Origin of the sequence: Serratia sp. CY55921 (assembly GCF_052167655.1) — a bacterium.
GTDB classification, from domain to species: Bacteria; Pseudomonadota; Gammaproteobacteria; order Enterobacterales; family Enterobacteriaceae; genus Serratia; species Serratia ureilytica.
Map to the genome: position 1 here is coordinate 1,535,425 of NZ_JBJNMU010000001.1, position 22,866 is coordinate 1,558,290.

Sequence of the window (22,866 nt, forward strand, 5' to 3'; positions counted from 1 at the left end):
GTGGCCCACACAGGACGTGCGTTTTTGCGACGGCGCAGGCTGCGCCGCGGGCTATTGACGCTGGCGCTGCTCGGCGCGCTGCTGGCGGCGACCGCCATCGATCTCACCGTCGGCGCCGCGCAACTTGGCCTCACGGATATCGTGCGGATGCTTTGGCCCGGCTCTGCACCTGGCAACGCACTGCATCAGGCGGTTTTCTGGTCGATTCGCTTGCCGATGACGCTCACCGCCTTGGTGGTCGGCGCCAGCCTGGCGCTGGCGGGCCTGCTGATGCAGACCGTGCTGGCCAATCCCCTCGCCAGCCCCTATACGCTGGGGATCTCTGCCGCGGCGGGGTTCGGCGCGGCGCTGGCGATCCTCACCGGCTTCAGCCTGGGCGGCGCGTTGGCGCTGGGCACGCCGTTGCTGGCTTCGCTGATGGCGCTGTTGGCTTGCGTGCCTATCTATCTGCTGGGACAACGCCGCGGCATGACGCCGCAAATATTAGTGTTGAGCGGCATCGTGGTGCTGTTTTTCTTTCAGTCGCTGCAATCGCTGCTGCTGTTTCTGGCCTCGCCGGAAGCCATGCAGCAAATTGTCTTTTGGCTGTTCGGCAGCCTGCTCAAAGCCAATATGCACGGCGTGGCGATCACCGGCGTCGTGTTGCTGTGCGCTCTGTTCGTCAGTCTGCGGCTCGCCTGGCGGCTGACGGCGCTGTCCGCCGGCGAAGAGCAGGCCCAGGGGCTGGGCATCAATGTCAGCGCCTTGCGCAAGCTGGCCTTTCTGCTGGCGACCTTGCTGACGGCCGCCTCGGTCTCGTTTGTCGGCACCATCGGGTTCGTCGGGCTGATCGCCCCGCATTTCGCCCGCTTTCTGGTGGGTGAGGATCAGCGCTACCTGATCTGCATTTCCGCCCTCTGCGGCAGCCTGCTGCTGCTGTGCGCCTCGATCGTCGCCAAGCTGGTGATGCCGAACGGCGTGGTGCCCATCGGCATCGTTATCGCCCTGATCGGCGTGCCGGTGCTGTTTTACTTCGTCACTCGACAGGTTAAACGCCCATGACTCAACTGACCCTCACCCGCGTCGGCGTCTCGCTGCATCGCCGCTCGCTATTGGCAGACGTTTCATTGAGCTGGCCGGAGGCGCAGCTCGGCGGCATCATCGGCCCCAACGGCGCCGGCAAATCGACGCTGCTCAAAGCGATTAACCGCATGGTGCCGTGCAGCGGCGAGATCGCTTACCGCGAGCGCCCTCTCGATCCGAAAACCAGCCGTATCGCCTATGTGCCGCAGCTAAATCGCTGCGATTCGGCATTGACCGCTTTTGACATGGTGCTGCTGGGCAAGGTACGCCAGTTGAGCTGGCGCGTCAGCGCCGCCCAGGCCGATGCGGTCGAGCAGGCGCTTACGGAATGCGGCATTTCCGCGCTCGCCGATCGCCCCTTCAACCGTCTCAGCGGCGGCCAGCGACAGTTGGTGATGCTGGCTCAGGCTTTCGTCTCTCAGCCGCAGATCATTTTGCTCGACGAACCCACCAGCGCGCTGGATATCCACCACCAGCTGCGCGTGCTCAATCAGATCGCCGACTACGGCCGGCGCTACCGCTGCATCACGCTGCTGGTGATCCACGATCTGGGATTGGCGCTGCGCTATTGCCACTCACTCACGCTGCTCGCGCACGGACGCGTCGTTTGCCACGGCGATACCCATCAGATGATGGGACATCCGATGGTGTCTCGCGTATTTGGCGTCGGCATCGAAAACGGCGTCAGCCCGCAGGGCTACCCCTATCTGCTGCCGACACAGCTGTTACACGCACACGGAGAATCCCCATGTACACTCTGACCAAGGCGGACATGCTGGCGCAACTCGCCGGCTTGCAACAGGAAATTCACCAGCTTCACCGTTCCGCCCGGCAAGATCGGCGCCATTTTTCCCTGCTGGAACGTCGTTTCAGCCGCCTGCAGGCCTTTAACGACGAACCGCAGCTGCAGGCCTATCGTCAAAAGCTGGAAAACGACCGTTTGATAACGGCGCAGATCACCCAACTGCGGGCGACGGCCAACGCCGCGTTGTGCGACTACGAGAAGCATCGCGTCTCGGCGCTGTGCCGGGAACCGGCGCAAACCAACGCCTACCTGAACAGTTTCGACCGCGCGCTGCAGCTGGAGATCGCGGCCGCCGACATTAAACCCGGCGAACGGGTGCTGCTGGTGGGCAGCGGCGCATTGCCCACCACGGCGCTGGCGCTGGTCGCCAGGCTCTCCGCCACCGTCATTTGCTACGATTGCGACCCGGCGGCCCAGCGTTTTGCCCGCCGGCTCACGCGCCACCTGGGGCTGGTGCAGCAGATGCCCTGCATCGACAAGCTGAACGGCCTGACGCGCAACGATATCGATCACATCATCATCGCCTCCCTGGTGGCGGACAAGCAGGGTTTGCTGAAGGCGCTGCGGCCTTTGCTGCCCCAGTGCGGCAAATTGCTGGTGCGCTATGGCAATGGCCTCAAGTCGATCTTCAACTGCCCTTACCACCACCAGGCCGCCGGCTCGCCCTGGCGCGTCAGCGGTAAACCGCTCACCACCCCGCTGTACGATCTGTTGATTTTGGAGCCTCACCGCCATGAATAATGCCTTTCCCACCCTGATCCTCGGCGCCGGCCCGGCGGCGATCCAACTGGCGGCGGACATCAAGGCCGCGGGCAATGCGCGCATCGGCCTGTACAACCGTCCCAGCGAAAAAGGGCGCCGCCTGAAGCAACATCTGGCGCACACGCCCAGCCTGTGGCTGACGGGCGCCGGTAAGGCGCAGCGCACCCAAGACGATGCGCAGGTGACAATTGACCGCTATTGCGATGATCTGGCGCTCGTCGGCGGCGACTGGCGCAGACTGATCCTTGCCGTCCCCGCCGATCAATACCATGACGTGCTGCGACAGGTGCCATGGGCGGCGTTGCCCCAACTGCGCTCACTGATCCTGCTCTCTCCCTCCATCGGCTCCGGCTTGATGGCGCAAAGCCTGCTGCAGGAGGCCGGGCAATCCCACGTCGAGGTCATCAGCCTGTCGAGCTACTACGCCGACACCAAATACCAGAACGCCGAACAGCCTTACCGCGCCTACACCAAGGCGTTCAAGCAGCGAATTTATCTGGCCGGCGCAGGCACAAGGTCAGACTGCGCCGAACTCGACTGGCTTTGCTCGCTGCTGGCGCGTCACGGCATTGACGCCCAACGCTGCAACAGCCAGTTCGCCGCCGAGCGCTTCAGCATCACCAATTATATTCATCCTCCGCTGGCGCTGGCCGAAACCACGCTGCAGGCGATATTCGAGCCGCAGGCGCCGATCCAGTACCTGTATAAAACCCACCCCGAGGGCCCCATCTGTCCCGAGGCGATCGCCGACATGCTGGCGCTCTCGCAGGATTACCAGCAGTTGCTCAACCGGTTCGGCATCGAGGCCATTAACCTGCTGCGCTTTTTGAATGACGACAACTACCCGGTTCCGCCCCGTATGGTGAGCCGCCGCTGGATTGACCAATTCCCGCAGCTCGCGCCGACGGAGCAATGCTATGCGCTGTTTACGCGTTATACCGCGCTGCTGGTCGACCCCTATTCCGAGCCGGACGCGCAGGGTCGCTACTATGATTTTTCCGCCGTCAGGGTCGCCCGCGTCTTCCAGGATGTCCAGGGGCGCTGGCGCCTGCCGCGCGTGCCGCAAGAGGACGTGCGCAAACTGCGCGTCCTGGTCTTGCTGGCGCAGCGGCTTGACGTCGAGATGCCCGCCGCCCAGCGTCTGTTGGCCCGCTTTCAGCAGGCGCTGCAGCGCTTCGTCACCCGGATCGGCGCCGAGCATTGCCATCGCTCGTTGCTGGACGATACCTGCGACGAGCAGGCGGACATCATTTACCGACAATGGCGGAGGCAAGCATGAATCAGGGTGCGCTACTGGCCATTTTTGCCTCATTGATTTTCAGCGTCATGAACGCGCTGGTTAAAACCATCTCCGATGCTATTCCCACCGGTGAAATCGTGTTCTTTCGCAGCAGCATCGGCTGTGTGCTGGTTCTACTGCTGATGTACCGCCACCGCATCGCCTTCAGCCGCGTAGACCGGCCGCTGCTGGTGTTGCGCGGCACCATGGGCGGGCTGTATCTCATTTGTTATTTTTACAGCATCGCCCATCTGACGCTGGCCGACGCCAGCATGCTGGCCTATCTGTCGCCGTTTTTCTCCATTTTGCTCTCCTTGCTGGTGCTGCGTGAACGGGTCAGCGCCTGCACCGCGTTTTGGCTGACGATGGTCATCATCGGCGCCGTGCTGCTGGTGCGGCCGTGGCACTTCTCGGCCTATACCCTGGCGTCGCTGGTCGGCGTGATGAGCGCGGTGTTCGCCTCGATCGCCTATCTGTCGGTCAACAAACTCAGCAAGCGCCACCACAACTACGAGATCGTGTTCTACTTCCTGTTCATCGCAACGCTGATCTCGCTGCCGCTGATGTGGAACGCGTTCGTTTGGCCCAACGCCTATCAGTTCGCCATTCTGCTCGCCATCGCCCTGGTGTCGCTGTTGGGGCAGGTCGTCTTAACCCAGGCCTTCTCTTCCGATAACCTGATCGTGGTCTCGGTGGTGCGCTATATCGGCATCGTGTTCAACATCGCCTGGGGTTGGCTGTTCTGGCATGAGATCCCGCTGCTGCTGTCGCTGTTCGGCTGTCTGCTGGTGGTGGTTTCCTGCATTCAGCTCGGGCTGCGTCACCGTAAGAAACCGGCTTAAGCCGGGCTTGCCGCAACCAAAAAAAAACGCACCCAAGGGTGCGTTTTTCACAGGCAAAGCCGTGGCCTTATTTGGCCGGCGTCGGCTGCTGAGCGGGCTGATCTTTTTCCAGATGAGCCAGGTCCAGCGCGATATGCACGGTTTCATCCAGGTACGGATCCGGCTCCTGGTAATCCTTCGGCAGATCGTCGAGCGATTTCAGCGGCTTCTTGCCCGCACGTTCCAGACGCTCGTTGATGCGTTTCAGACGGGTCGCGTCGTCATCGTGATTCTCTTTCTCGCGCACCGCCAGATTGAGGGACACGATGTTGCGTTTATCCTTCAGCGCCTTGTAATGCGCGATATCCTGCGCGATGTACTGGAACTCCGGATTTTGCGCGATGCGCTGCTGGTGATCTTTCAGCAGCTCCGGCTCGAACGGCGCCATATCGCCGGTCTTGCTGTAGGTCGCCGCATTGATGCTGTCCCACGGCATGGCGTTGTCTTCAAACGCTTCGCCGGTTTCCGCCGGATCGACGCCGGTCGGCATCAGAATGTCCGGCGTCACGCCCTTGCGCTGGGTGCTGCCGCCATTGACGCGGTAGAACTTCTGAATGGTGTACTGCACGGAACCGAGCGCCGGCCACTCAGGGCGCAGCATCTGATCATAGATACGGTTCAGCGAACGATACTGCTGCACGGTGCCTTTACCGAAGGTCGGCTCGCCGACAATCAGCGCGCGGCCGTAATCCTGCATCGCCGCCGCGAAAATTTCGGAGGCGGAGGCGCTGAAGCGATCGACCAGCACCACCAGCGGGCCTTTGTAGTAGGTCACGCCGTCGGTGTCGGCGTCTTCACGCACTTTGCCGTTGTTGTCGCGCACCTGCACCACCGGGCCGCTCGGAATGAACAGGCCGGACAGCGACACCGCTTCGGTCAGCGCGCCGCCGCCGTTGGTGCGCAGATCGATGATCACGCTCTTGACGTTCTGCTTGGCCATCTTCTGCAGCTGCACTTTCACGTCATCGGTCAGACCGACATAGAAGCCGGGGATGTCGAACACCGCCACCTTCTCTTTGCCGACGGTCTTGATGGTCATTTTCACCGCGCGGTCTTCCAGACGGATGCGCTCGCGGGTCAGGGTGACCACGCGGGTTTTGGTGCCCTTGCCGGCCGGCAGGATCTCAAGGCGCACCTTGCTGCCCTTCGGCCCTTTGATCAACGACACCACGTCGTCCAGGCGCCAGCCGATCACGTCCACCATCGGTTTGCCGGCCTGGCCGACGCCGACGATGCGATCGCCCACGGTGATCGCCTTGCTCTTCGCCGCCGGGCCGCCCGGCACCATCGAGTTGATCAGGGTGTAGTCGTCATCCATCTGCAGCACCGCACCGATGCCTTCCAGCGACAGGCTCATCTCGGTGTTGAACTGCTCGGTGTTGCGCGGAGACAGATAGTTGGTGTGCGGGTCGATTTCATGCGCAAAGGCATTCATCGCCAGCTGGAAGACGTCTTCGCTGTTGCTTTGCGTCAGGCGCTTGATGGCGAACTGATAACGCTTGGTCAGCGTGTCGCGGATTTCTTTGTCGGTCTTGCCGGTCAGCTTGAGGTTCAGCTCGTCATAGGTGACTTTCGCATCCCACAGGCTATCCAGCTCGGCCTTGTCTTTCGGCCACGGCGCTTTGCTGCGGTCGAGATCGATAGTGCCGTTGCCGGTGAAGTTCATCGGCTTGTCCAGCAGCGACAACGCATAGGTGTAACGCTCGAAACGGCGTTTCTGCGCCAGATTGAACAGCGCGTAGAAGGTGTCCAGCTTGCCGGTTTTCAGCTCTTCGCCAACCTGATTGCGTTTGCCGGCGAACTGCGCCACGTCGGAGGCCAGCAACACGTTATGGTTGTAGTCCAGCATGTTCAGGTAGCGATCGAAGATCTTGCCTGAAAATTCCGCATCGAGGGCGAACTGGCGGTAATGAGAGCGAGTGAAGCGCGAGGTGACGCGCTCACTCACCGTAGCGTGCTGGGGTTCCTGTTGCAGTTGGGGCAGTTGGCCGATGCGGATGTTGGCTGTTTCCGCGCCGTAACTGACACCCGCCCACAGCAGCCCTGCAATCGCTGTTAATCTGACGAATTTGTTCATGCCTGGGTTGGCCTCCGTATCAGAACTGCAAGTGTTCTGCGCGCACAATCATCGCCAGACCGGAAGAGAGCTGCACACGTACGCCATCTTTAGCGATTTCGAGTACGGTAGCATCCATCGCGCTCTTGCCTGCTCTGACTTTGATTTCCTGGCCAATTTGCAGTTTAGAGATATCCGTGACTGGCGCATAACGCGGCTGGCTTTCCTCTTTGGCTGCACGAGGTTGGCGAGCGGGCTGTGGGCGAGTTTGTGGGCGCGGCTTGCGGTTTTCCGGCGCGGCTCCGCCTTCGCGACGCGCAGCGGGCTTTTTACCGGCTGGACGCGGACGGCGCGGAGCGGCATCGGCGGATTCGCCGGCGGCTTCACGTTTTTTGGCGTTTTGTTCGGCACGCTGTGCCTGAACGCGCGCTTTGGCTTCTTCAAGCTGCTGGCGAGCATGATCGACATGCTGCTGCTCCAGTTCACCGCACGGATTGCCGTCCAGATCGACGCGCTGCGCGCCCACCTTGACGCCGTACAGGTAACGCCAGCTTGAGGTGTATAGGCGCAGGGCAGAACGCAATTGCGTTTTGCTGAGATTCTCTTCCCCCTGCACGCGCTCTACCAAATCCTGAAAAATACCGATTTTCAGCGGACGAGCTTCGCCTTCGGCGCTAAAGCAGAGCGGAAAACGCTCGGCAAGAAAAGCAATGACTTCTTTACTAGAGTTCAACTTAGGTTGATTTTCCATGAAATTTCCTGATTACAACGGTATTGCCAACAAGCCACAGGCATGAACAGGCGTCATTATAATGACGCCATCGGTAATTGCCACGTTAACCGTCGATCAACTTGCCGCCACAGTCACATATTTCGCACTGTCACACTGTTCCAGTTGCTCACAAAGCCCCGCCACCACTGCTTTCAGGCCCACTTCGTCCTGTTCGTCGAAGCGTTGATAAACCGTGCTATCGATATCCAAAACGCCGATCGCTCGGCCGCCAACCACCAGCGGCAGCACGATTTCCGCGTTGCTGGCCGCATCGCAGGCGATATGGCCCGGAAACGCATGCACGTCGCCGACGCGCTGCACGCGATTTTCCGCCACCGCCGTGCCGCACACGCCCTTGCCCACCGGAATGCGCACGCAGGCGATCTTGCCCTGGAACGGCCCCAGCACCAGTTGGTCGCCATCCATCAGATAGAAACCGACCCAGTTCACGTCATCCAGACGCTCGTTGAGCAACGCGCTGGCGTTGGACAGCGCCGCGATAAAGTTGGTTTCCCCGCCGAGCAACGCGCTCAGGTCACGTTTTAATTCCGCGTAGAATTGTTCTTTTGTCATGTGTTAACCATTGAAACAGTGAAGATGGCCAGAAGCCCAAAGCTTAGGCCCTATAAAATAAGCATTAAATGCGTATAGCCACAAGGTTAATCATCTGTTGCTTCACAAAACCCCGTCGCTCGGGGTATGTTTGCCGCTCAGAATCCCGGTTTACCTCGTTTTACCGTCCGGCGCCCGATCGCCGGTGACGCGGCCGGTTTATTTTTCAGCTACGCTGACAGTTCCGGCGGGCTCAAGGGCAGCTACTTGTCAAAAATGAAAATACACGCGATCACCGCCCCCCTTTCCAAAGCGCGCCACCAACGCTGCTGCGAGTGCGACCTGCTGTTTGTGCTGCCGCCGCTCAGCGGCAATCAGGCCGCTTATTGTCCGCGCTGTAACGCCAAGGTGGTGAGCGGCCGCGACTGGTCGATGACGCGCCTGACCGCCATGGCGATCGCCATGCTGCTGCTGATGCCGTTCGCCTTCACCGAACCGCTGATCAGCATTCGTCTGCTCGGCACGCGCATCGACGCCAGTTTGCTGGAGGGCATCTGGCAGATGAGCCGCCAGGGCGATCCGCTCACCGCCAGCATGGTGGCGTTTTGCACCATCGGCGCCCCGCTGACGCTGGTGCTGTCGCTGCTGTACCTGCGTTTCGGCCATGCGCTCGGCATGAACCTGCGCCCGGTGCTGCTGATGCTGGAGCGGCTCAAAGAGTGGGTGATGCTGGACATTTATCTGATCGGCATGGCGGTGGCGGCGATCAAAGTGCAGGATTACGCCGACATCCAGCCCGGCAGCGCGCTGATCGCTTACCTGTCGCTCACGGTGCTGAGCATCCTGACGCTGATCCACGCCAACCTGGAGCAGCTGTGGGAGCGCTACTATCCGCAGGAACAGCCGGAAGGCCCGCCGACGGCGCTGCACATTTGTCTGTCCTGCCACTATACCGGCTATCCCGACGCGCGCGGCCGCTGCCCGCGTTGCCATGTGCCGATGTGCCATCGCCAGCCCTACAGCCTGCAGAAAACCTGGGCGGCGCTGATCGCGGCGATGATCCTGCTGATACCGGCCAACCTGCTGCCGATTTCCATCATTTACGCCAACGGCACGCGGCTGGAAGACACCATTTTCTCCGGCGTGGTCTCATTGGCCACCTCCGGCAACGTGCCGATCGCCGCCATCGTGTTCATCGCCAGCGTGCTGGTGCCCTTCACCAAGGTGATCGTGCTGATCGTGCTGTTACTGAGCATCCACTTCAAAACCTCGCACAGCCTGAAGACGCGCATTCGTCTGCTGCGCCTGGTCACCTGGATCGGCCGTTGGTCGATGCTCGATCTGTTCGTTATCGCCTTGATGATGTCGCTGGTAAATCGCGATCAACTGTTATCTTTTACTATGGGACCGGCCGCGTTTTACTTTGGCTCGGCGGTCATTTTGACTATTCTTGCCGTTGAATGGCTCGATAGCCGATTGATTTGGGATGCACATGCAACAGGAAACGCCGACTACACCGACTGAAGCGCGGGTCAAGAACAAACGCCGCATTTCACCGTTCTGGTTACTGCCGTTCATCGCCCTGCTGATCGCCGGGTGGCTGGTCTATAACAATTTCCAGGAGCGCGGCACCACCGTCACCATCGATTTCCAATCGGCGGCGGGCATCGTCGCCGGCCGCACGCCGGTGCGCTACCAGGGCGTTGAGGTCGGCACGGTGCAAAAAATCAGCCTGAGCAAAGATCTGCGCAGCATCGTGGTGGAAGCCAGCATCAAAAGCGATCTGGAAGACTCGCTGCGCGAAGGCACCCAGTTCTGGCTGGTGACGCCCAAAGCCTCGCTGGCCGGGGTTTCCGGGCTCGATGCGCTGGTCGGCGGCAACTATATCGGCATGATGCCTGGCAGCGGCAAGGAGCAAACCCACTTCACCGCGCTCGATACCCAGCCGAAGTACCGCCTGAACACCGGCGAGCTGATGATTCACCTGCACGCCGACGATCTGGGTTCGCTCAACAGCGGCTCGCTGGTCTATTACCGTAAAATCCCGGTCGGCAAGGTGTATGACTACACCATCAGCGAAGGCAACAAGGGCGTAACCATCGACGTGCTGATCGACCGCCGCTTCGCCAACCTGGTGAAGAGCAACAGCCGCTTCTGGAATGTCTCCGGCTTCAAGGGCGATTTCAGCCTGTCCGGCGCCACGGTGCAGATGGAGAGCCTGGCGGCGTTGGTCAACGGCGCCATCGCCTTCGATTCGCCGGCCGATGGCCAGCAGGCCAAGGGCGATCAGAACTATACCCTTTACCCGGACCTGGCCCACAGCCAGCGCGGCGTCAATATTCTGCTGGATCTGCCGAGCGGCAACAATTTGAGTGAAAACCGCACGCCGCTGATGTACCAGGGGCTGCAGGTCGGCACCCTGACCAAGCTGACGTTGCAACAGGACAGCAAAGTCATCGGTGAACTGACCATCGATCCTTCGGTGGTCGATCTGATGCGCAGCGGCACCCGCATCGTGATGCGCAGCCCGCGCATCAGCCTCAACGACGCCAAGCTCAGCCAACTGCTGACCGGCACCACGCTGGAATTGGTGCCGGGTGAAGGCGAACCGCAGCAGCGCTTCAACGTGCTGGACAGCAGCGAAACGCTGTTGCAACAGCCGGGCGTGTTGACCGTCACGCTGACGGCGCCGCAAAGCTACGGCATCGACGTCGGGCAACCGCTGGTGGTGCACGGCGTGAAAGTCGGCCAAATCCTGAGCCGCACCTTGACCGCCGGCGGCGTGGTGTTCACCGCCGCCGTTGATGCGCAATATCGCGGCCTGCTGCACAAAGACAGCAAATTCGTGGTCAACAGCCGCCTCGATGTCAAGCTGGGAATAGACGGCATGGAAGTGCTCGGCGCCAGCGCGCAGGAGTGGGTAGACGGCGGCGTGCGCATTATCCCCGGCAGCAAAGGGGAGCCTGGCGGCCAATACCCGCTGTACGCCAACAGCGAAAAAGCCGAGGAAGGCATCGTCGGCAACGCCCCTTCCACCACCCTAACCCTCAGCGCCACCAGCCTGCCGGACGTGCAGGCCGGCTCAGTGGTGCTGTATCGTAAATTCCAGGTGGGCGAGATCGTCAACGTTCGGCCGAAGGCCAACGAGTTTGAGGTGGACGTCTACATCAGCCCGGAATACCGTAAGTTGCTGACCCGTGAAAGCATCTTCTGGGCCGAAGGCGGCGCCAAGGTGCAGCTCAACGGCAGCGGCCTGACGGTGCAGGCTTCACCGCTCAACCGCGCGCTGAAAGGCGCCATCAGCTTCGACAATCTGCAGGGCGTGACGCTGAACAAAGGCGCCAACCGCGTACTGTACGCCAGCGAAACCGCCGCCCGCGCGGTGGGCAGCCAAATCACGCTGAAAACCTATGACGCCAGCAAGCTGTCGGCGGGCATGCCGCTGCGTTACCTCGGCATCGACGTCGGCCAGGTGGAGTCGCTGCAGCTGGCGCCGGAGCGCAACGAAGTGTTGGCCAAAGCGGTGCTGTATCCGGAATACGTGCAGACCTTCGCGCGCCTCGGCAGCCGCTTCTCGATCGTGTCGCCGGAGATCTCCGCCGCCGGCGTCAGCAACCTCGATACCCTGCTCCAGCCTTATATCAACGTGGAGCCGGGCCGCGGGCGCGAGCTGCGCACCTTCGAACTGCAGCAGGCCAGCATCACCGACTCGCGCTATCTCGATGGGCTGAGCGTCGTGCTCGACGCGGCCGAAACCGGCTCGCTGCAGATCGGCACGCCGGTGCTGTTCCGCGGCGTGGAGGTCGGCACCATCACCGGCTTCTACCTCGGCGCCATGTCCGATCGGGTGCACGTCGCGCTGCGCATCAGCAAGAAGTACCAGCATCTGGTGCGCAACAACAGCGTGTTCTGGCTGGCGTCGGGTTACAACCTGCAGTTCGGCCTGACCGGCGGCGTGATCAAGAGTGGCACCTTCCAGCAGTTCATCCGCGGCGGCATCGCCTTCGCCACGCCGCCAACCATTCCGCTGGCGCCGAAAGCGACGCCGAACAAGCACTTCCTGCTGAATCCGGAAGAGCCGAAGGACTGGAAAACCTGGGGCACCGCCATTCCGCGCGATTAACTTTCGCGTTTCCCTCAGGGCCCGGCAATGCCGGGCCCTGTTTTTTTCCGCTTTGTGATAAACTCTCGCCCTTGTCTTTATTGCACCCTGAGAGTTCGCCCGTGGCCAAATCCACCGCCGTTTTTCTGCCCCCCGCTTTCCTTGACGCCACCCGCGCCATCATGCCCGCCGAACTGGCGATGGACGATTTTATCGCCGCCTGCCAGCGCCCGCTGCGCCGCAGCCTGCGCGTCAACACGCTGAAAATCAGCGTCACCGACTTCCTGGCGCTGGTGCGGGACTACGACTGGCGATTGGAACCCATTCCCTGGTGCGCGGAAGGTTTCTGGATCGAGCGCGACGATGAAGAGCTGCGATTGGGCAGCGCCGCCGAACATTTGAGCGGCCTGTTCTACATTCAGGAGGCCAGCTCGATGCTGCCGGTCAGCGCGCTGTTCGCCGGCGGTGCAGCGCCCCATCGGGTGCTGGACGTGGCGGCCGCGCCGGGCTCCAAAACCACCCAGATAGCCGCGTTGATGGATAATCAGGGCGGCATCGTCGCCAACGAATACTCCGCCAGCCGGGTGAAAGTGCTGCACGCCAATATCAGCCGCTGCGGCGTGAAGAATACGGCGCTGACCCACTTCGATGGCCGGGTGTTCGGCGCCGCGCTGCCGGAGAGTTTTGACGCCATTCTGCTCGACGCCCCCTGCTCCGGCGAAGGCGTGGTGCGCAAAGATCCGGACGCCATGAGCAACTGGTCGCCGGAAAGCGTCGCCGAGATCGCCGCCACCCAGCGCGAGCTGATCGACAGCGCGTTTCATGCGCTGGCGCCGGGCGGCGTGATGGTTTATTCCACCTGCACCCTCAATGCGCAGGAAAATCAGCAGGTGGTGCGCTGGCTGCTGGACACCTATGGCGACGCGGTCAGCGTCGAGCCGCTGGGTGAGCTGTTCCCCGGCGCCGACAAGGCGTTGACCGCCGAGGGCTTCCTGCACGTCTTCCCGCAGATTTACGACAGCGAAGGGTTTTTCGTCGCCCGCCTGCGTAAAAAACACGCCGTGGCGCCGTTAGCAAAGCCGACCTATAAAGTCGGTAAATTCCCATTCAGCCCGCTGTCCGGCAAAGAGGCGGCGCTGGTCGCCCAAGCCGCCGCGGCATCCGGCTTAACCTGGGGCGATGACAGCCGGCTGTGGGAGCGCGACAAGGAAATCTGGCTCTTCCCGGCCGAGCTGGAGCCGCTGTTCGGCAAAGTGCGCTTCTCGCGTATCGGCCTCAAGCTGGCGGAGCGCTTCCCGAAAGGTTTCCGTTGGCAGCACGAAGCGGCGATCGCCCTCGCGTGCGCCGACGGCAAACAGCATTTCGAGCTGGACGCCACGCTGGCCCAAGAGTGGTATCACGGCCGCGATCTCTACCCTGAGCAGCCGCCGGCGGGCGACGAGTGCATCGTCACCTATCAGGGGCAACCGCTGGGCATCGCCAAACGCATCGGCAGCCGCATCAAGAACAACCTGCCGCGCGAGCTGGTGCGCGACGGCGCGCTGGATTTTCACCTGTAATCGCCCTGGCGCCGGGGAGCCGCTTTCCCCGGCGATAAATAAAGATAACAATATTCCCATCACCATTCGTTATTATTCTAATCATTTCACCATCACGTTATTTCACCCGCGCACGCTTGCCCTGTGCCAATTAAAAAGTTTTGACCTTTGATAAAGACAATTTCACGTTCTTATCCTATTAATTTAAATGTAAGTAAATAAATGCGTGCAACTCAGCTCTGGGTGGCGTTTTTGCGGACTTTCTCTGACATGGCAAGGAATCATGATGAAAAAAACTCTGCTGGTTTTGCTCTCGTTAACACCTCTGCTGTGCATCAGTGGCGCAGCCAACGCAGCGGGCACCATTCAGGGCACGGTGGGCGTGACAATGACCATCGGCGCCGGATGCGTGGTCACCGGCGGCAACAGTTCCGGCACCACCAACGACTTTGGTTCCATCAGTTTCGGCACCTACTCGTCTCTGGCTAACGTCATCACCGCCAGCGCCACCGGCAGCGGCGGCACCGGCACCTTGGGGCTGAACTGCACCACCGGCACCAACTACACCGTGGCGCTGGACAACGGCCTCAACGCCTCCGGCAGCCAGCGGCGCATGGCCAGCGGCGTGCCCGCCTACATCAGCTATAACCTCTACCAGGACAGCGCCCACGCCGTGCCGTGGAACAGCACTACCGGCGTGCTGACCGGCACCGGCACCGGCTCGGCGGTCCCGCTGATCGTCTACGGTCTGGTGCCCGCTGCGGGCACCACCCCGGCCGCCGGCGTGTACAACGATACCGTCACCATGACCGTGACCTGGTGATGCCTGCCGACACGGGGCGCCACCATGGCGCTCCGTTATTCATTAATGTAATAATATTCCTATCCACCCTCTCGTTATCTCAAACACGATTCCCCCTGATGTGTTTACGCTGCACTCAACCTGCGATCTCGCTTAAAAATAAATAAAGTTTTTAATCTTTCGGCAAGACATTCCCCCGTTCTTATTCTATTAATTAATCTGTAAATAGATTAATGCATTTGACTCATTTTTCGGGCTTTTTGGCAGGCTTCTCTACTACGGCAAGGAACCATGATGAAAAAGACTCTGGCGGCATTAACCTCGGCAGCGGTTCTGCTGTGCACCTCTGGCGCCGCCTTTGCGGCGGGCACCATTCAGGGCACGCTGGGCGTCACTTTAACCATCGGCGCCGGCTGCGTCGTTACCGGCGGCAACAGCTCCGGCACCACCAACAACTTCGGCTCCATCAGCTTCGGCACCTACTCGTCGCTGGCTAACGTCATCACCGCCAGCGCCACCGGCAGCGGCGGCACCGGCACCCTGGGGCTGAACTGCACCACCGGCACCAACTACACCGTGGCGCTGGACAACGGCCTCAACGCCTCCGGCAGCCAGCGGCGCATGGCCAGCAGCGTGCCCGCTTACATCAGCTATAACCTCTATCAGGACAGCGCCCACGCCGTGCCGTGGAACAGCACCACCGGCGTGCTGACCGGCACCGGCACCGGCTCGGCGGTCCCGTTGATCGTCTATGGTCTGGTGCCCGCCGCGGGCACCACCCCGGCGGCAGGCGCGTACAGCGATACCGTCACCATGACCGTCACCTGGTAAGCATGACGCGCCTGGCCGTCACCTGCATGCTGCTGTCGTTGGCAGGCGCTTGCCGCGCCGACGTCAGCACTGCGACGGTCGGCGTCAGCGCCACCTTGGTCAAATCCTGTGTCGCAGGCACCACCAGCGGCGGCAACACCACGTTCGGCACCTTTAACTTCGGCACGGTTTACTTCCTTAATACGGCGATAAAAGTGACCGGCCAGGCGAACGCCGGCGCACTGCAGATCAACTGCAACAACGGCACCAGTTACACGGTGCTGCTCAGCGGCGGACAGAGCGGCAATACCGCTTCGCGCTATCTGCAAAGCGCGGCGGGCGCCCGCGTGAACTACAACCTGTATACCAGCGCCAGCTACGCCACCGTCTGGGATAACGTCACCGGCGTGACGCAGACCGCCACCGGTCAAAGCGTCTGGCTGCCGGTGTACGGCATGATTCCGGTGCAGGCGACGCCGGCGACGGGCACTTATACGGACACGGTACAGGTGACGATAAATTGGTGATTAACGGAACGCTGCGCACCCTGCTGCTGACGGCGCTGTTTGGCGCTCCGGCGGCACATGCCGATACCGTCAGCCAGGGCTTCACGGTCAATGCTTCGATCATCAAAGGCTGCGTGCTCGGCAGCGGCGTCACCAACGTTACCTCGTTCGGCAGCATGAGCTTCGGCCAGGTGGCGTCTTTAAGCAGCCCGATAAAAATTGTCTCGAGCGCCGGCGCCGGCTCAATCCTTATCCGCTGCAACCCCGGGCTCAGCGTCACCCTGGGATTGAACGTCGGCAATAACGTGACCGGCTCCATCGCCGGCGGGCGCAAGCTGTTGAACTCGGTCACCTCGGAAACGCTGATTTACCAGCTCTACCAGGATGCCAACTACGCCGTTTTGTGGGGAGACGGCGGCAACGGCGGCGCCGCCCAAACCGTCTCCTCCACCGGCAGTACGCAGGAAATAAAAATCTACGCCAGTTTAATGGCGAGCAGCACCTTGCCCACCAGCGGCACCTACAACGATACAGTCTTAGTGACGGTGAGTTATTGAGCTTTTAAAAGGATCACATTATGCGTACTACTCTGCTTCGCCTGCCTCTGCTGGCAGGATTGTTGTTAGCCGGCCAGCCGCAGGCCTTCGCCGCCGCCTCCATTCTGATTTGGCCCATCGATCCGGTTATTGAAGACAACCAGCAGGCGACGGCCCTGTGGCTGGAAAACCGCGACAGCAAGCCGGTTTACATGCAAATTCGCGTGCTGGGCTGGCAACAAACCGGCGGTAAGGACGATTACCGCAACCAGAGCGAGGTGCTCGCCAGCCCGCCGGTCGCCACCATTCTCCCCGGCAAACGCCAACTGATTCGCCTGATCAAGCAGACGCCGGCCGCCGCCGGACAAGAGCGGGCTTACCGCATCCTGGTCGATGAAGTGCCGATCAAAGATAAAGATGGCGCAGCGCCCGACAAAGGCGCGCAGATGGGGCTGAAATTCCAGATGCGTTATTCGGTGCCGCTGTTCGTCAGCGGCAAAGGCGTCTGGACCAAGCAAGACTTCGAACACCCGCGCGACTACGCCACCGCCAACCAGCCGAAGCTCAGCTACCGGCTGCTGCAACAAAACAGCCAGCGCTGGCTCGACGTGCGCAATGACGGCATCGTGCATGCTCGCCTGTCGCAGGTCAGCATTCAGGGCAAGCCGCTCAACAACGGGCTGCTGGGCTATGTGCTGCCGGGTTCGCAAATGCGTTTCGCCCTGCCGCCGTCGGGCAGTTTTGCCGCCGGCAAGCTGCAGGCGATGGTCAACGACAATAAACAGCCCGTAACCCTCCCGTCTTACTGAGCCCGAGGCGCAGGTGATGCGGATGTCGCCATCGCCCTCACGCGGCATGCAGCTCAAGCCGCTGGCCCTGGCCGTACTCTGTATGGCGGTAGAACTGTGCCCGCCGCCTGCCGCCGCCGACGATTTGCCACCGCCGCCCCGCGCCGTCAGCATGCCGGATACCACGCTGTATCTGGAGCCGGTGGTGAACGGCCGCCCGACCGGCAAAGTCGTGCCGGTCGCCTACCGCGGCGGCCATTACTATTTAACGCCTCAGCAGCTGATCGATGCCGGCCTGCCGGTGACGGACAAACAGGTGAAAGAGATCGCCGTCGATCAACTGGATAAGGTCGACGTCACCTACAGCGGCGAAACGCAGCAGTTGCTGATCTCGGTGCCCAACGATTGGCTCCCCAGGCAAACCCTCGGTGACGCCAACCCGGAGCAGCGGCTGCCGGCGCAAAGCAGCCTGGGCTTCTTGCTGAATTACGACGCCTACGTCAGCCAAAGCGGCGGGCGCGGCAATCCGGGCTATTTTTCCGCCTGGAGCGAACAGCGCCTGTTCGACGGCTTCGGCGTTATCGCCAACACCGGCATTTTCCGCAGCAGCTTCAACGGCGAGACCGCCGCGCAGCAGAACAATCGCTATATCCGCTACGACAGCAGTTGGCGCTACAGCGACGACGACACCATGCTCAGCTACACCGCCGGCGATCTCACGACCGGCTCGCTGCCCTGGACCAGTTCGGTGCGCGTCGGCGGTCTGCAGGTAGCGCGTAATTTCGCCACGCGGCCGGATCTCATTACCTACCCGCTGCCGCAGTTCTCCGGCCAGGCCGCCGTGCCGAGCAGCGTCGATCTGTACATCAACAGCTATAAAAACACCTCCGCCAACGTGAATCCCGGCCCGTTCACCCTGAATACCGTGCCCTACATCAACGGCGCCGGTCAGGCGACGGTGGTGACGACCGATGCGCTCGGCCGCCAGATCAGCACGACGGTGCCGTTCTATGTCGCCAGTTCGCTGCTGCAGGCCGGGTTGAGCGATTTCAGCCTGTCGGCAGGCGCGCTGCGCCAAAACTACGGTTACCGATCCGCGGACTACGGCCAGTGGGTGGCCAGCGGCAGCGGGCGTTACGGCGTCACGGACTGGCTCACGATCGAAGGGCGGGCGGAAGGTGCGGCGGAGTTGGCGGTCACCGGCGCCGGCGCCGGCGTGCGCATCGGGCAGCTAGGGGTGCTCAACGCCTCCTACAGCTACAGCCAGGCGGGCCGCGACGCTTTCAACGCCCCTCCTGTCACGCCGCGGTATTACGATCCGGTCACCGGCCAACCGGTGCAGCAACCGGATGCCGGTCCGGTGTATCAGTACGCCGGCCGCCACGGCGATCAAACCAGCCTGAGTTACACCTACAGCAATCAGTATTTCAGCCTCAACGCTCAACGGGTGCTGCGCAGCGCGGACTTTGGCGATCTTTCCACCTACAAGAGCAGCTATCGGCTGAGCCGCCGCACCGATCAGCTGACCGGCAGCATCGGCCTGAGCCGCTTCGGCAGCCTGGGCGCCGGTTATTTCGACGTGCGCGACGCCATCGGCCAGCGCACTCGCCTGGTCAACCTGTCGTACAGCCTGACGCTGTGGCGCAACATCAGCCTGTACGCCTCGGCGAACCGCGAGATTGGCGGTGACGGTTACAGCTCTCAGCTGCAGATCAGCATTCCGTTCGATACCTGGGGCACCGCCAACGTCAGCACCGCCCGCGACGCCGGCAACCGCTGGAGCGAACGCGTGGCTTACAGCCGCGCCGCGCCGACCGACGGCGGTTTCGGTTGGAATCTGGCCTATGCCGGCGGCCAGGGCAGCAACAGCGATTATCGTCAGGCGGATGTGACCTGGCGCACCTCGCTGTTGGAAACCCGCGCCGGGCTGTATGGCAACCGTAACGACTACACCCGCTGGGGCGAAGTCAGCGGTTCTCTGGTGGCGATGAACGGCGGCGTTTATGCCACCAACACCATCAACGATGCCTTCGCGCTGGTATCGACCGACGGCTACGCCGGCATTCCGGTCAGCTACGAGAACCAGCGCATCGGCGTCACCAACGACAAAGGTTATCTGCTGGTGCCCACCGTCACCTCGTATTACCACGCCAAGTTCCAAATCGACCCGCTCAATTTACCGGCGGACGTTAACCTGCCGGCGGTCGAAAAAACCGTCGCCATCCGCGATCACAGCGGCTACCTGGTCGAATTCCCCGTCCAGCGCCTGTCCGCCGCCGACGTGGAGCTGGTCGATGCGCAAGGCAAACCGCTGGCCAACGGCAGCCAGGTGGCGGTGCTCGGCGGCAATCAACAAAGCTACGTCGGGTGGGATGGCATGACCTATATCGATCCGGTGCAGCAACACAACCGGTTAAGCGTAATCCCGGCCGACGGCGGCCCGCCGTGCCAGGTCAGTTTCAGCCTGGCCAACCCGCAGGGGCTGCAACGCGTCGGCCCTCTCGTCTGCCAGTAACACACGGAGAAGAAGAATGATGTCTCGGCAAGTGAAAATCTTTTTGGCGGCGCTGCTGTTGATGTGTGGACAACGCGCGCTGGCGGACTGCGCCACCACCAACGGCACGGTTACCCTGCCCAGCAGCAACTCCTTCGCCGTCTACAACGGCCAGATAAGCGCCCAGGGCACTGCGGGGCTGAACTGCACCGGGCTCGGGCTCAATTTGCTGACGCAAAACACCGTCACGGTCAAGATCGCTTCCACCACCAACAACATGGCTCTGCTGAACGGCAACGGCTCAGGCGATAAAATTTCTTATTTGATCTACCCGGATTCGAACTACCAGTACCCGTATAGCGTCGGCCAGACCATCGATTACAGCTCGCTGAATCTGCTGTCGCTGATCCTGATCTCAGCCAACGTCAACTTTCCGGTGTATATCAAAACCGTCGTCGGCGCGAACGTCAGCGCCGGCACCTATACCGATACCATCAACCTGGTGTGGAACTACCATATCTGCGGCCTGGGCCTGATAGGGCTTTGCATCTGGTGGGACGGCACCAATCAACCCAGCACCGTGACCGTCACCGCGGTCATCACCAAGAGTTGCCTGATCAACACCGCCAACAACGTCAACTTCGGCAGCATGGCCTTAGTGGGGCAATTCAATCCGATCAACCAAAGCATCACGCTGACCTGCACCAAATCCCAGTCTTACAGCTCCTATTTCACCAACGGCAACAATCCGATCACCGGCTGGCGGCGAATGATCAGCGGCACCAGCAACTTCCTGCAGTATCAGATCTATTTGCCCAATACCAGCACCGTGTGGAGCAGCACCAACGCGCAAAGCGGCACCGGCACAGGCCTGGCGCAAAGCATCCCCTTTACCGCCGCCGTCAACCCGGCGCAGACCGAAGTGCCGGTCGGCACCTATCAGGATAACGTCAGCTATGTCGTGACTTACTAGCGCAGCCGCTAGCCGCCCGGCCGAATGTTGCCAGAGTGTATTTTTTATGTGGCATTTTTTGCTCATTTGGCTATGCTCATACCGATGACCTGACTGGTCTAACCTCCTACCACATCATTGAGCAAGGAGTTCCCATGAGCAAAACCGTCGTAAAAATTGGCAGCTTCGAGGTCGATGACGCGCATCTTCACGCCACCGCCGACCGTGCAGGCACCCTGAGCATCCCCTGCAAGTCCGATCCGGATCTGTGCATGCAGCTCGACGGCTGGGATGAACACACCAGCATTCCGGCCATCCTCAACGGCAAGCAGTCGCTGCTGTACAAGCAACACTACGATCGACACACGGACGCCTGGGTGATGCGGGTGGCATGAAAATGCATCCAGTCGGCTGACGACGCGCTGCTTTCATCAGAAACAGCGCGTTTTTTTATGCGATGGCGATGCCGCGGCCGGCAAAGAAGTGGGCGAAGCGGTTGAGTGACAGCTGTACTCGCTCGCGCGTCGCCGGGCTGTCGCCCGAAGGATTATGGAAGGTCACGCTTTGCGGATCGGCGGCGGTGATCAACACCAGATGCCCGCCCCGCTGCGGCGGTATGCTCTCGGGCCGGCGAATGGCGGGATGCACCGAGGCGATAAAGTAGCGGCATTCATGAAGCAGCGCCGGCACATCGGCGGCCGCCAGCCCCACCTTCACCTCCGCCTGCAGCGCGAACTGCTCGCGCACGTACTCGACGAACGGCGCGTAAATCAGCCCTTTTATCCGCTCGTTCTCACGCACATAGGCGCCATAAGGCAGGCTGCGGCGCGCCAGTTCCAACAGCGGCGGCGCTTCGCCATCGCGGTGGCCCAGCACCATTTTCAGGCAGGCCATGCCGCACACGTGGTTGGCCCACTCGACGTACTCCGCCCGATCGCGGGCGCCGCTGCGCGCCCAATTCTCGTCTTGCGCCAGCGTCGCGCGGCCGGCGATCAGATCGGCGGCCATCTCCGGGCTCGCCCACTGGCACTCGTAGGGAACGGCGCGCATCCGTTTAGAACTTGTCGACGACTTTGAAATTCATCAGCACCAGCGTCATGTCCGGCGAGAACAGATCGTACTCTTCGAAGAAGCGTTGTAGCTCTTTGCGCCAATGCGCCAGCGAACGATCGCCCTCGCCTTCGGCAAAGGCGTGCGCTTCATCGACCTGATCGTACGTTTTCATTTCCACCGCGGTCAGCTCAACCGCGCAGACCGGCTCTCCCTTGCCGTCCACCACCAGGAACCGATCGCCGGCCTGTGGGATGCCCTCGCCGTCCAGGTTGGAGCAGGTCGCCGTTTTGGTGCCGTTCAAAATCAATTGCACCACTTCATCGGCCTGCTGTTCGGTATCGCCGAACGCCCAGCGCTCAAGGTGCTCGTATTTCTGTGGAATTGCCGTCGCCATGATTATACCTTTTGGAAAAATGCCTCAATGCAGACAGGATAGTACAACGTATTGGCGGCCGTCTGCATCCGTCACAAGCACGACTGCGCGTTACGCCAGCGCCGTCTTTACGAGTTTTTACCGTTCTTCGCTGTGCCTTCAGCGCTACGGGGCGCATACTGTGAACAGTATTCACTCAATGGCAACGCCAGGCGGCAACATGCGGCAAGACGATTTCGATGCTGACGATACCTTCAGCGATTTACTCAACAGCGTCGCGTTGGCGACGCTGTTGCTCATCGCCATCGCCGGCGGATGGTATTTCAGTTAAGAGAGGGCGACGTGGCGACAAAACGCATGGGCAACAAGCTCAGTAAAATGGTGGTGGTGCTGCTGCTGATCTGCCTGGCGTTGCTGCTGTTGCGTTGGGCAGCGATAGCGTTCGGTTAATCCCATAAAACGACGCCGGCCAACCGCCGGCGCCCTGCTCACCGCCGCGGCGCCGCGGTCGGTTCCAGTAACTCGCGCAAATAGGCAAGACGCGCTTCCCCCTGTGGCAACCAGCGACGGCACAGCCAATGTTGCGTTTCACCCGTGCGGCTGAGGCGGTAGTACTCCGCCAAGGTTTCGACCCAGTTCATGATGTGTTCTCCTGCTTTTCGACATTGCCAGTATTGAGCGCAAAAACCAGAAGAAATACTGATGGCTTGTTTTTTATGCTTCCTGTTTTTGGCCGTCGGTAG

23 protein-coding genes are annotated in these 22,866 nt (G+C 61.3%); 17 read left to right on the plus strand and 6 right to left on the minus strand.

Annotated features, from left to right (window positions below):
* From ACJ8M3_RS07280 to ACJ8M3_RS07300, 5 genes are read left to right on the plus strand one after another with little or no spacing between them, the layout of a single operon-like run.
* Positions 1-1,041, plus strand: coding sequence for a FecCD family ABC transporter permease (locus tag ACJ8M3_RS07280; RefSeq protein WP_052133798.1), 1,041 nt, complete (start codon positions 1-3; stop codon positions 1,039-1,041).
* Positions 1,038-1,823 carry an ABC transporter ATP-binding protein gene (locus ACJ8M3_RS07285; protein WP_442514636.1) on the plus strand — a complete coding sequence of 262 codons (786 nt, stop codon included), beginning with the start codon at positions 1,038-1,040 and terminating at the stop codon, positions 1,821-1,823. Before ACJ8M3_RS07280 ends, ACJ8M3_RS07285 begins: the two co-directional genes overlap by 4 nt.
* Positions 1,811-2,608 carry a nicotianamine synthase family protein gene (locus tag ACJ8M3_RS07290; RefSeq protein WP_033642848.1) on the plus strand — a complete coding sequence of 266 codons (798 nt, stop codon included), beginning with the start codon at positions 1,811-1,813 and terminating at the stop codon, positions 2,606-2,608. The genes ACJ8M3_RS07285 and ACJ8M3_RS07290 overlap by 13 nt, the downstream gene beginning before the upstream one ends.
* Positions 2,601-3,908, plus strand: a complete 1,308-nt coding sequence (locus ACJ8M3_RS07295) for an opine metallophore biosynthesis dehydrogenase (RefSeq protein ID WP_442514637.1) — start codon at positions 2,601-2,603, stop codon at positions 3,906-3,908. Before ACJ8M3_RS07290 ends, ACJ8M3_RS07295 begins: the two co-directional genes overlap by 8 nt.
* Positions 3,905-4,750 carry a DMT family transporter gene (locus ACJ8M3_RS07300; protein ID WP_033652485.1) on the plus strand — a complete coding sequence of 282 codons (846 nt, stop codon included), beginning with the start codon at positions 3,905-3,907 and terminating at the stop codon, positions 4,748-4,750. The genes ACJ8M3_RS07295 and ACJ8M3_RS07300 overlap by 4 nt, the downstream gene beginning before the upstream one ends.
* A 67-nt stretch (positions 4,751-4,817) precedes the next feature.
* Here ACJ8M3_RS07300 and prc read toward each other — a convergent pair whose 3' ends face one another.
* The 3 genes from prc to ACJ8M3_RS07315 all read right to left on the minus strand — a co-directional run bounded on the left by prc (position 4,818) and on the right by ACJ8M3_RS07315 (position 8,190).
* Positions 4,818-6,866, minus strand: coding sequence for a carboxy terminal-processing peptidase (gene prc / locus ACJ8M3_RS07305; RefSeq protein ID WP_033642845.1), 2,049 nt, complete (start codon positions 6,864-6,866; stop codon positions 4,818-4,820).
* Between the two features lie 19 nt (positions 6,867-6,885).
* On the minus strand, positions 6,886-7,596 hold the full coding sequence (proQ, locus tag ACJ8M3_RS07310) for an RNA chaperone ProQ (protein WP_004931497.1): 711 nt from the start codon (positions 7,594-7,596) through the stop codon (positions 6,886-6,888).
* Positions 7,597-7,692: 96 nt separating this feature from the next.
* Complete coding sequence (locus tag ACJ8M3_RS07315; RefSeq protein ID WP_046686940.1) at positions 7,693-8,190, minus strand: GAF domain-containing protein; 498 nt, start codon at positions 8,188-8,190, stop codon at positions 7,693-7,695.
* A gap of 255 nt (positions 8,191-8,445) precedes the next feature.
* On the opposite strand from ACJ8M3_RS07315, the gene yebS reads away from it, so the two are divergent.
* From yebS to ACJ8M3_RS07370, 11 genes are all read left to right on the plus strand, one after another.
* Complete coding sequence (gene yebS, locus ACJ8M3_RS07320) at positions 8,446-9,693, plus strand: membrane integrity lipid transport subunit YebS (protein ID WP_047026336.1); 1,248 nt, start codon at positions 8,446-8,448, stop codon at positions 9,691-9,693.
* Positions 9,662-12,292, plus strand: coding sequence for a PqiB family protein (locus ACJ8M3_RS07325; RefSeq protein WP_033644262.1), 2,631 nt, complete (start codon positions 9,662-9,664; stop codon positions 12,290-12,292). Before yebS ends, ACJ8M3_RS07325 begins: the two co-directional genes overlap by 32 nt.
* A gap of 101 nt (positions 12,293-12,393) precedes the next feature.
* Entirely contained in the window at positions 12,394-13,830 is a 1,437-nt protein-coding gene (gene rsmF, locus ACJ8M3_RS07330; protein ID WP_089196971.1) for a 16S rRNA (cytosine(1407)-C(5))-methyltransferase RsmF, read from the plus strand.
* 265 nt (positions 13,831-14,095) lie between these two features.
* Positions 14,096-14,632 carry a Csu type fimbrial protein gene (locus ACJ8M3_RS07335; protein WP_033652487.1) on the plus strand — a complete coding sequence of 179 codons (537 nt, stop codon included), beginning with the start codon at positions 14,096-14,098 and terminating at the stop codon, positions 14,630-14,632.
* A gap of 273 nt (positions 14,633-14,905) precedes the next feature.
* Positions 14,906-15,442 carry a Csu type fimbrial protein gene (locus ACJ8M3_RS07340; protein ID WP_033642840.1) on the plus strand — a complete coding sequence of 179 codons (537 nt, stop codon included), beginning with the start codon at positions 14,906-14,908 and terminating at the stop codon, positions 15,440-15,442.
* 2 nt (positions 15,443-15,444) lie between these two features.
* Positions 15,445-15,948: a Csu type fimbrial protein gene (locus ACJ8M3_RS07345; protein ID WP_033642839.1), complete on the plus strand. Its 504-nt coding sequence runs from the start codon at positions 15,445-15,447 to the stop codon at positions 15,946-15,948.
* Positions 15,942-16,484 (plus strand): Csu type fimbrial protein, encoded by a 543-nt coding sequence (locus ACJ8M3_RS07350; protein ID WP_033642838.1) that lies wholly within the window; start codon positions 15,942-15,944, stop codon positions 16,482-16,484. The genes ACJ8M3_RS07345 and ACJ8M3_RS07350 overlap by 7 nt, the downstream gene beginning before the upstream one ends.
* A gap of 20 nt (positions 16,485-16,504) precedes the next feature.
* On the plus strand, positions 16,505-17,272 hold the full coding sequence (locus tag ACJ8M3_RS07355; RefSeq protein ID WP_046686936.1) for a fimbrial biogenesis chaperone: 768 nt from the start codon (positions 16,505-16,507) through the stop codon (positions 17,270-17,272).
* 22 nt (positions 17,273-17,294) lie between these two features.
* Positions 17,295-19,766 carry a fimbria/pilus outer membrane usher protein gene (locus ACJ8M3_RS07360; protein ID WP_370528299.1) on the plus strand — a complete coding sequence of 824 codons (2,472 nt, stop codon included), beginning with the start codon at positions 17,295-17,297 and terminating at the stop codon, positions 19,764-19,766.
* Between the two features lie 16 nt (positions 19,767-19,782).
* On the plus strand, positions 19,783-20,718 hold the full coding sequence (locus ACJ8M3_RS07365; protein WP_188050028.1) for a Csu type fimbrial protein: 936 nt from the start codon (positions 19,783-19,785) through the stop codon (positions 20,716-20,718).
* Positions 20,719-20,852: 134 nt separating this feature from the next.
* On the plus strand, positions 20,853-21,092 hold the full coding sequence (locus ACJ8M3_RS07370; protein WP_033642836.1) for a YebV family protein: 240 nt from the start codon (positions 20,853-20,855) through the stop codon (positions 21,090-21,092).
* Between the two features lie 55 nt (positions 21,093-21,147).
* On the opposite strand, the gene ACJ8M3_RS07375 is transcribed toward ACJ8M3_RS07370, so the two are convergent.
* A complete protein-coding gene (locus tag ACJ8M3_RS07375; protein ID WP_033642835.1) occupies positions 21,148-21,747 on the minus strand; it encodes a C39 family peptidase in 600 nt (199 codons plus the stop codon).
* 4 nt (positions 21,748-21,751) lie between these two features.
* Positions 21,752-22,144 (minus strand): ASCH domain-containing protein, encoded by a 393-nt coding sequence (locus ACJ8M3_RS07380; RefSeq protein WP_033638276.1) that lies wholly within the window; start codon positions 22,142-22,144, stop codon positions 21,752-21,754.
* 336 nt (positions 22,145-22,480) lie between these two features.
* On the opposite strand from ACJ8M3_RS07380, the gene yniD reads away from it, so the two are divergent.
* A complete protein-coding gene (gene yniD, locus ACJ8M3_RS07385; RefSeq protein WP_016928013.1) occupies positions 22,481-22,573 on the plus strand; it encodes a small membrane protein YniD in 93 nt (30 codons plus the stop codon).
* Between the two features lie 38 nt (positions 22,574-22,611).
* Here yniD and ACJ8M3_RS07390 read toward each other — a convergent pair whose 3' ends face one another.
* On the minus strand, positions 22,612-22,764 hold the full coding sequence (locus tag ACJ8M3_RS07390) for a hypothetical protein (RefSeq protein ID WP_162837208.1): 153 nt from the start codon (positions 22,762-22,764) through the stop codon (positions 22,612-22,614).
* Positions 22,765-22,866 lie beyond the last annotated feature (102 nt).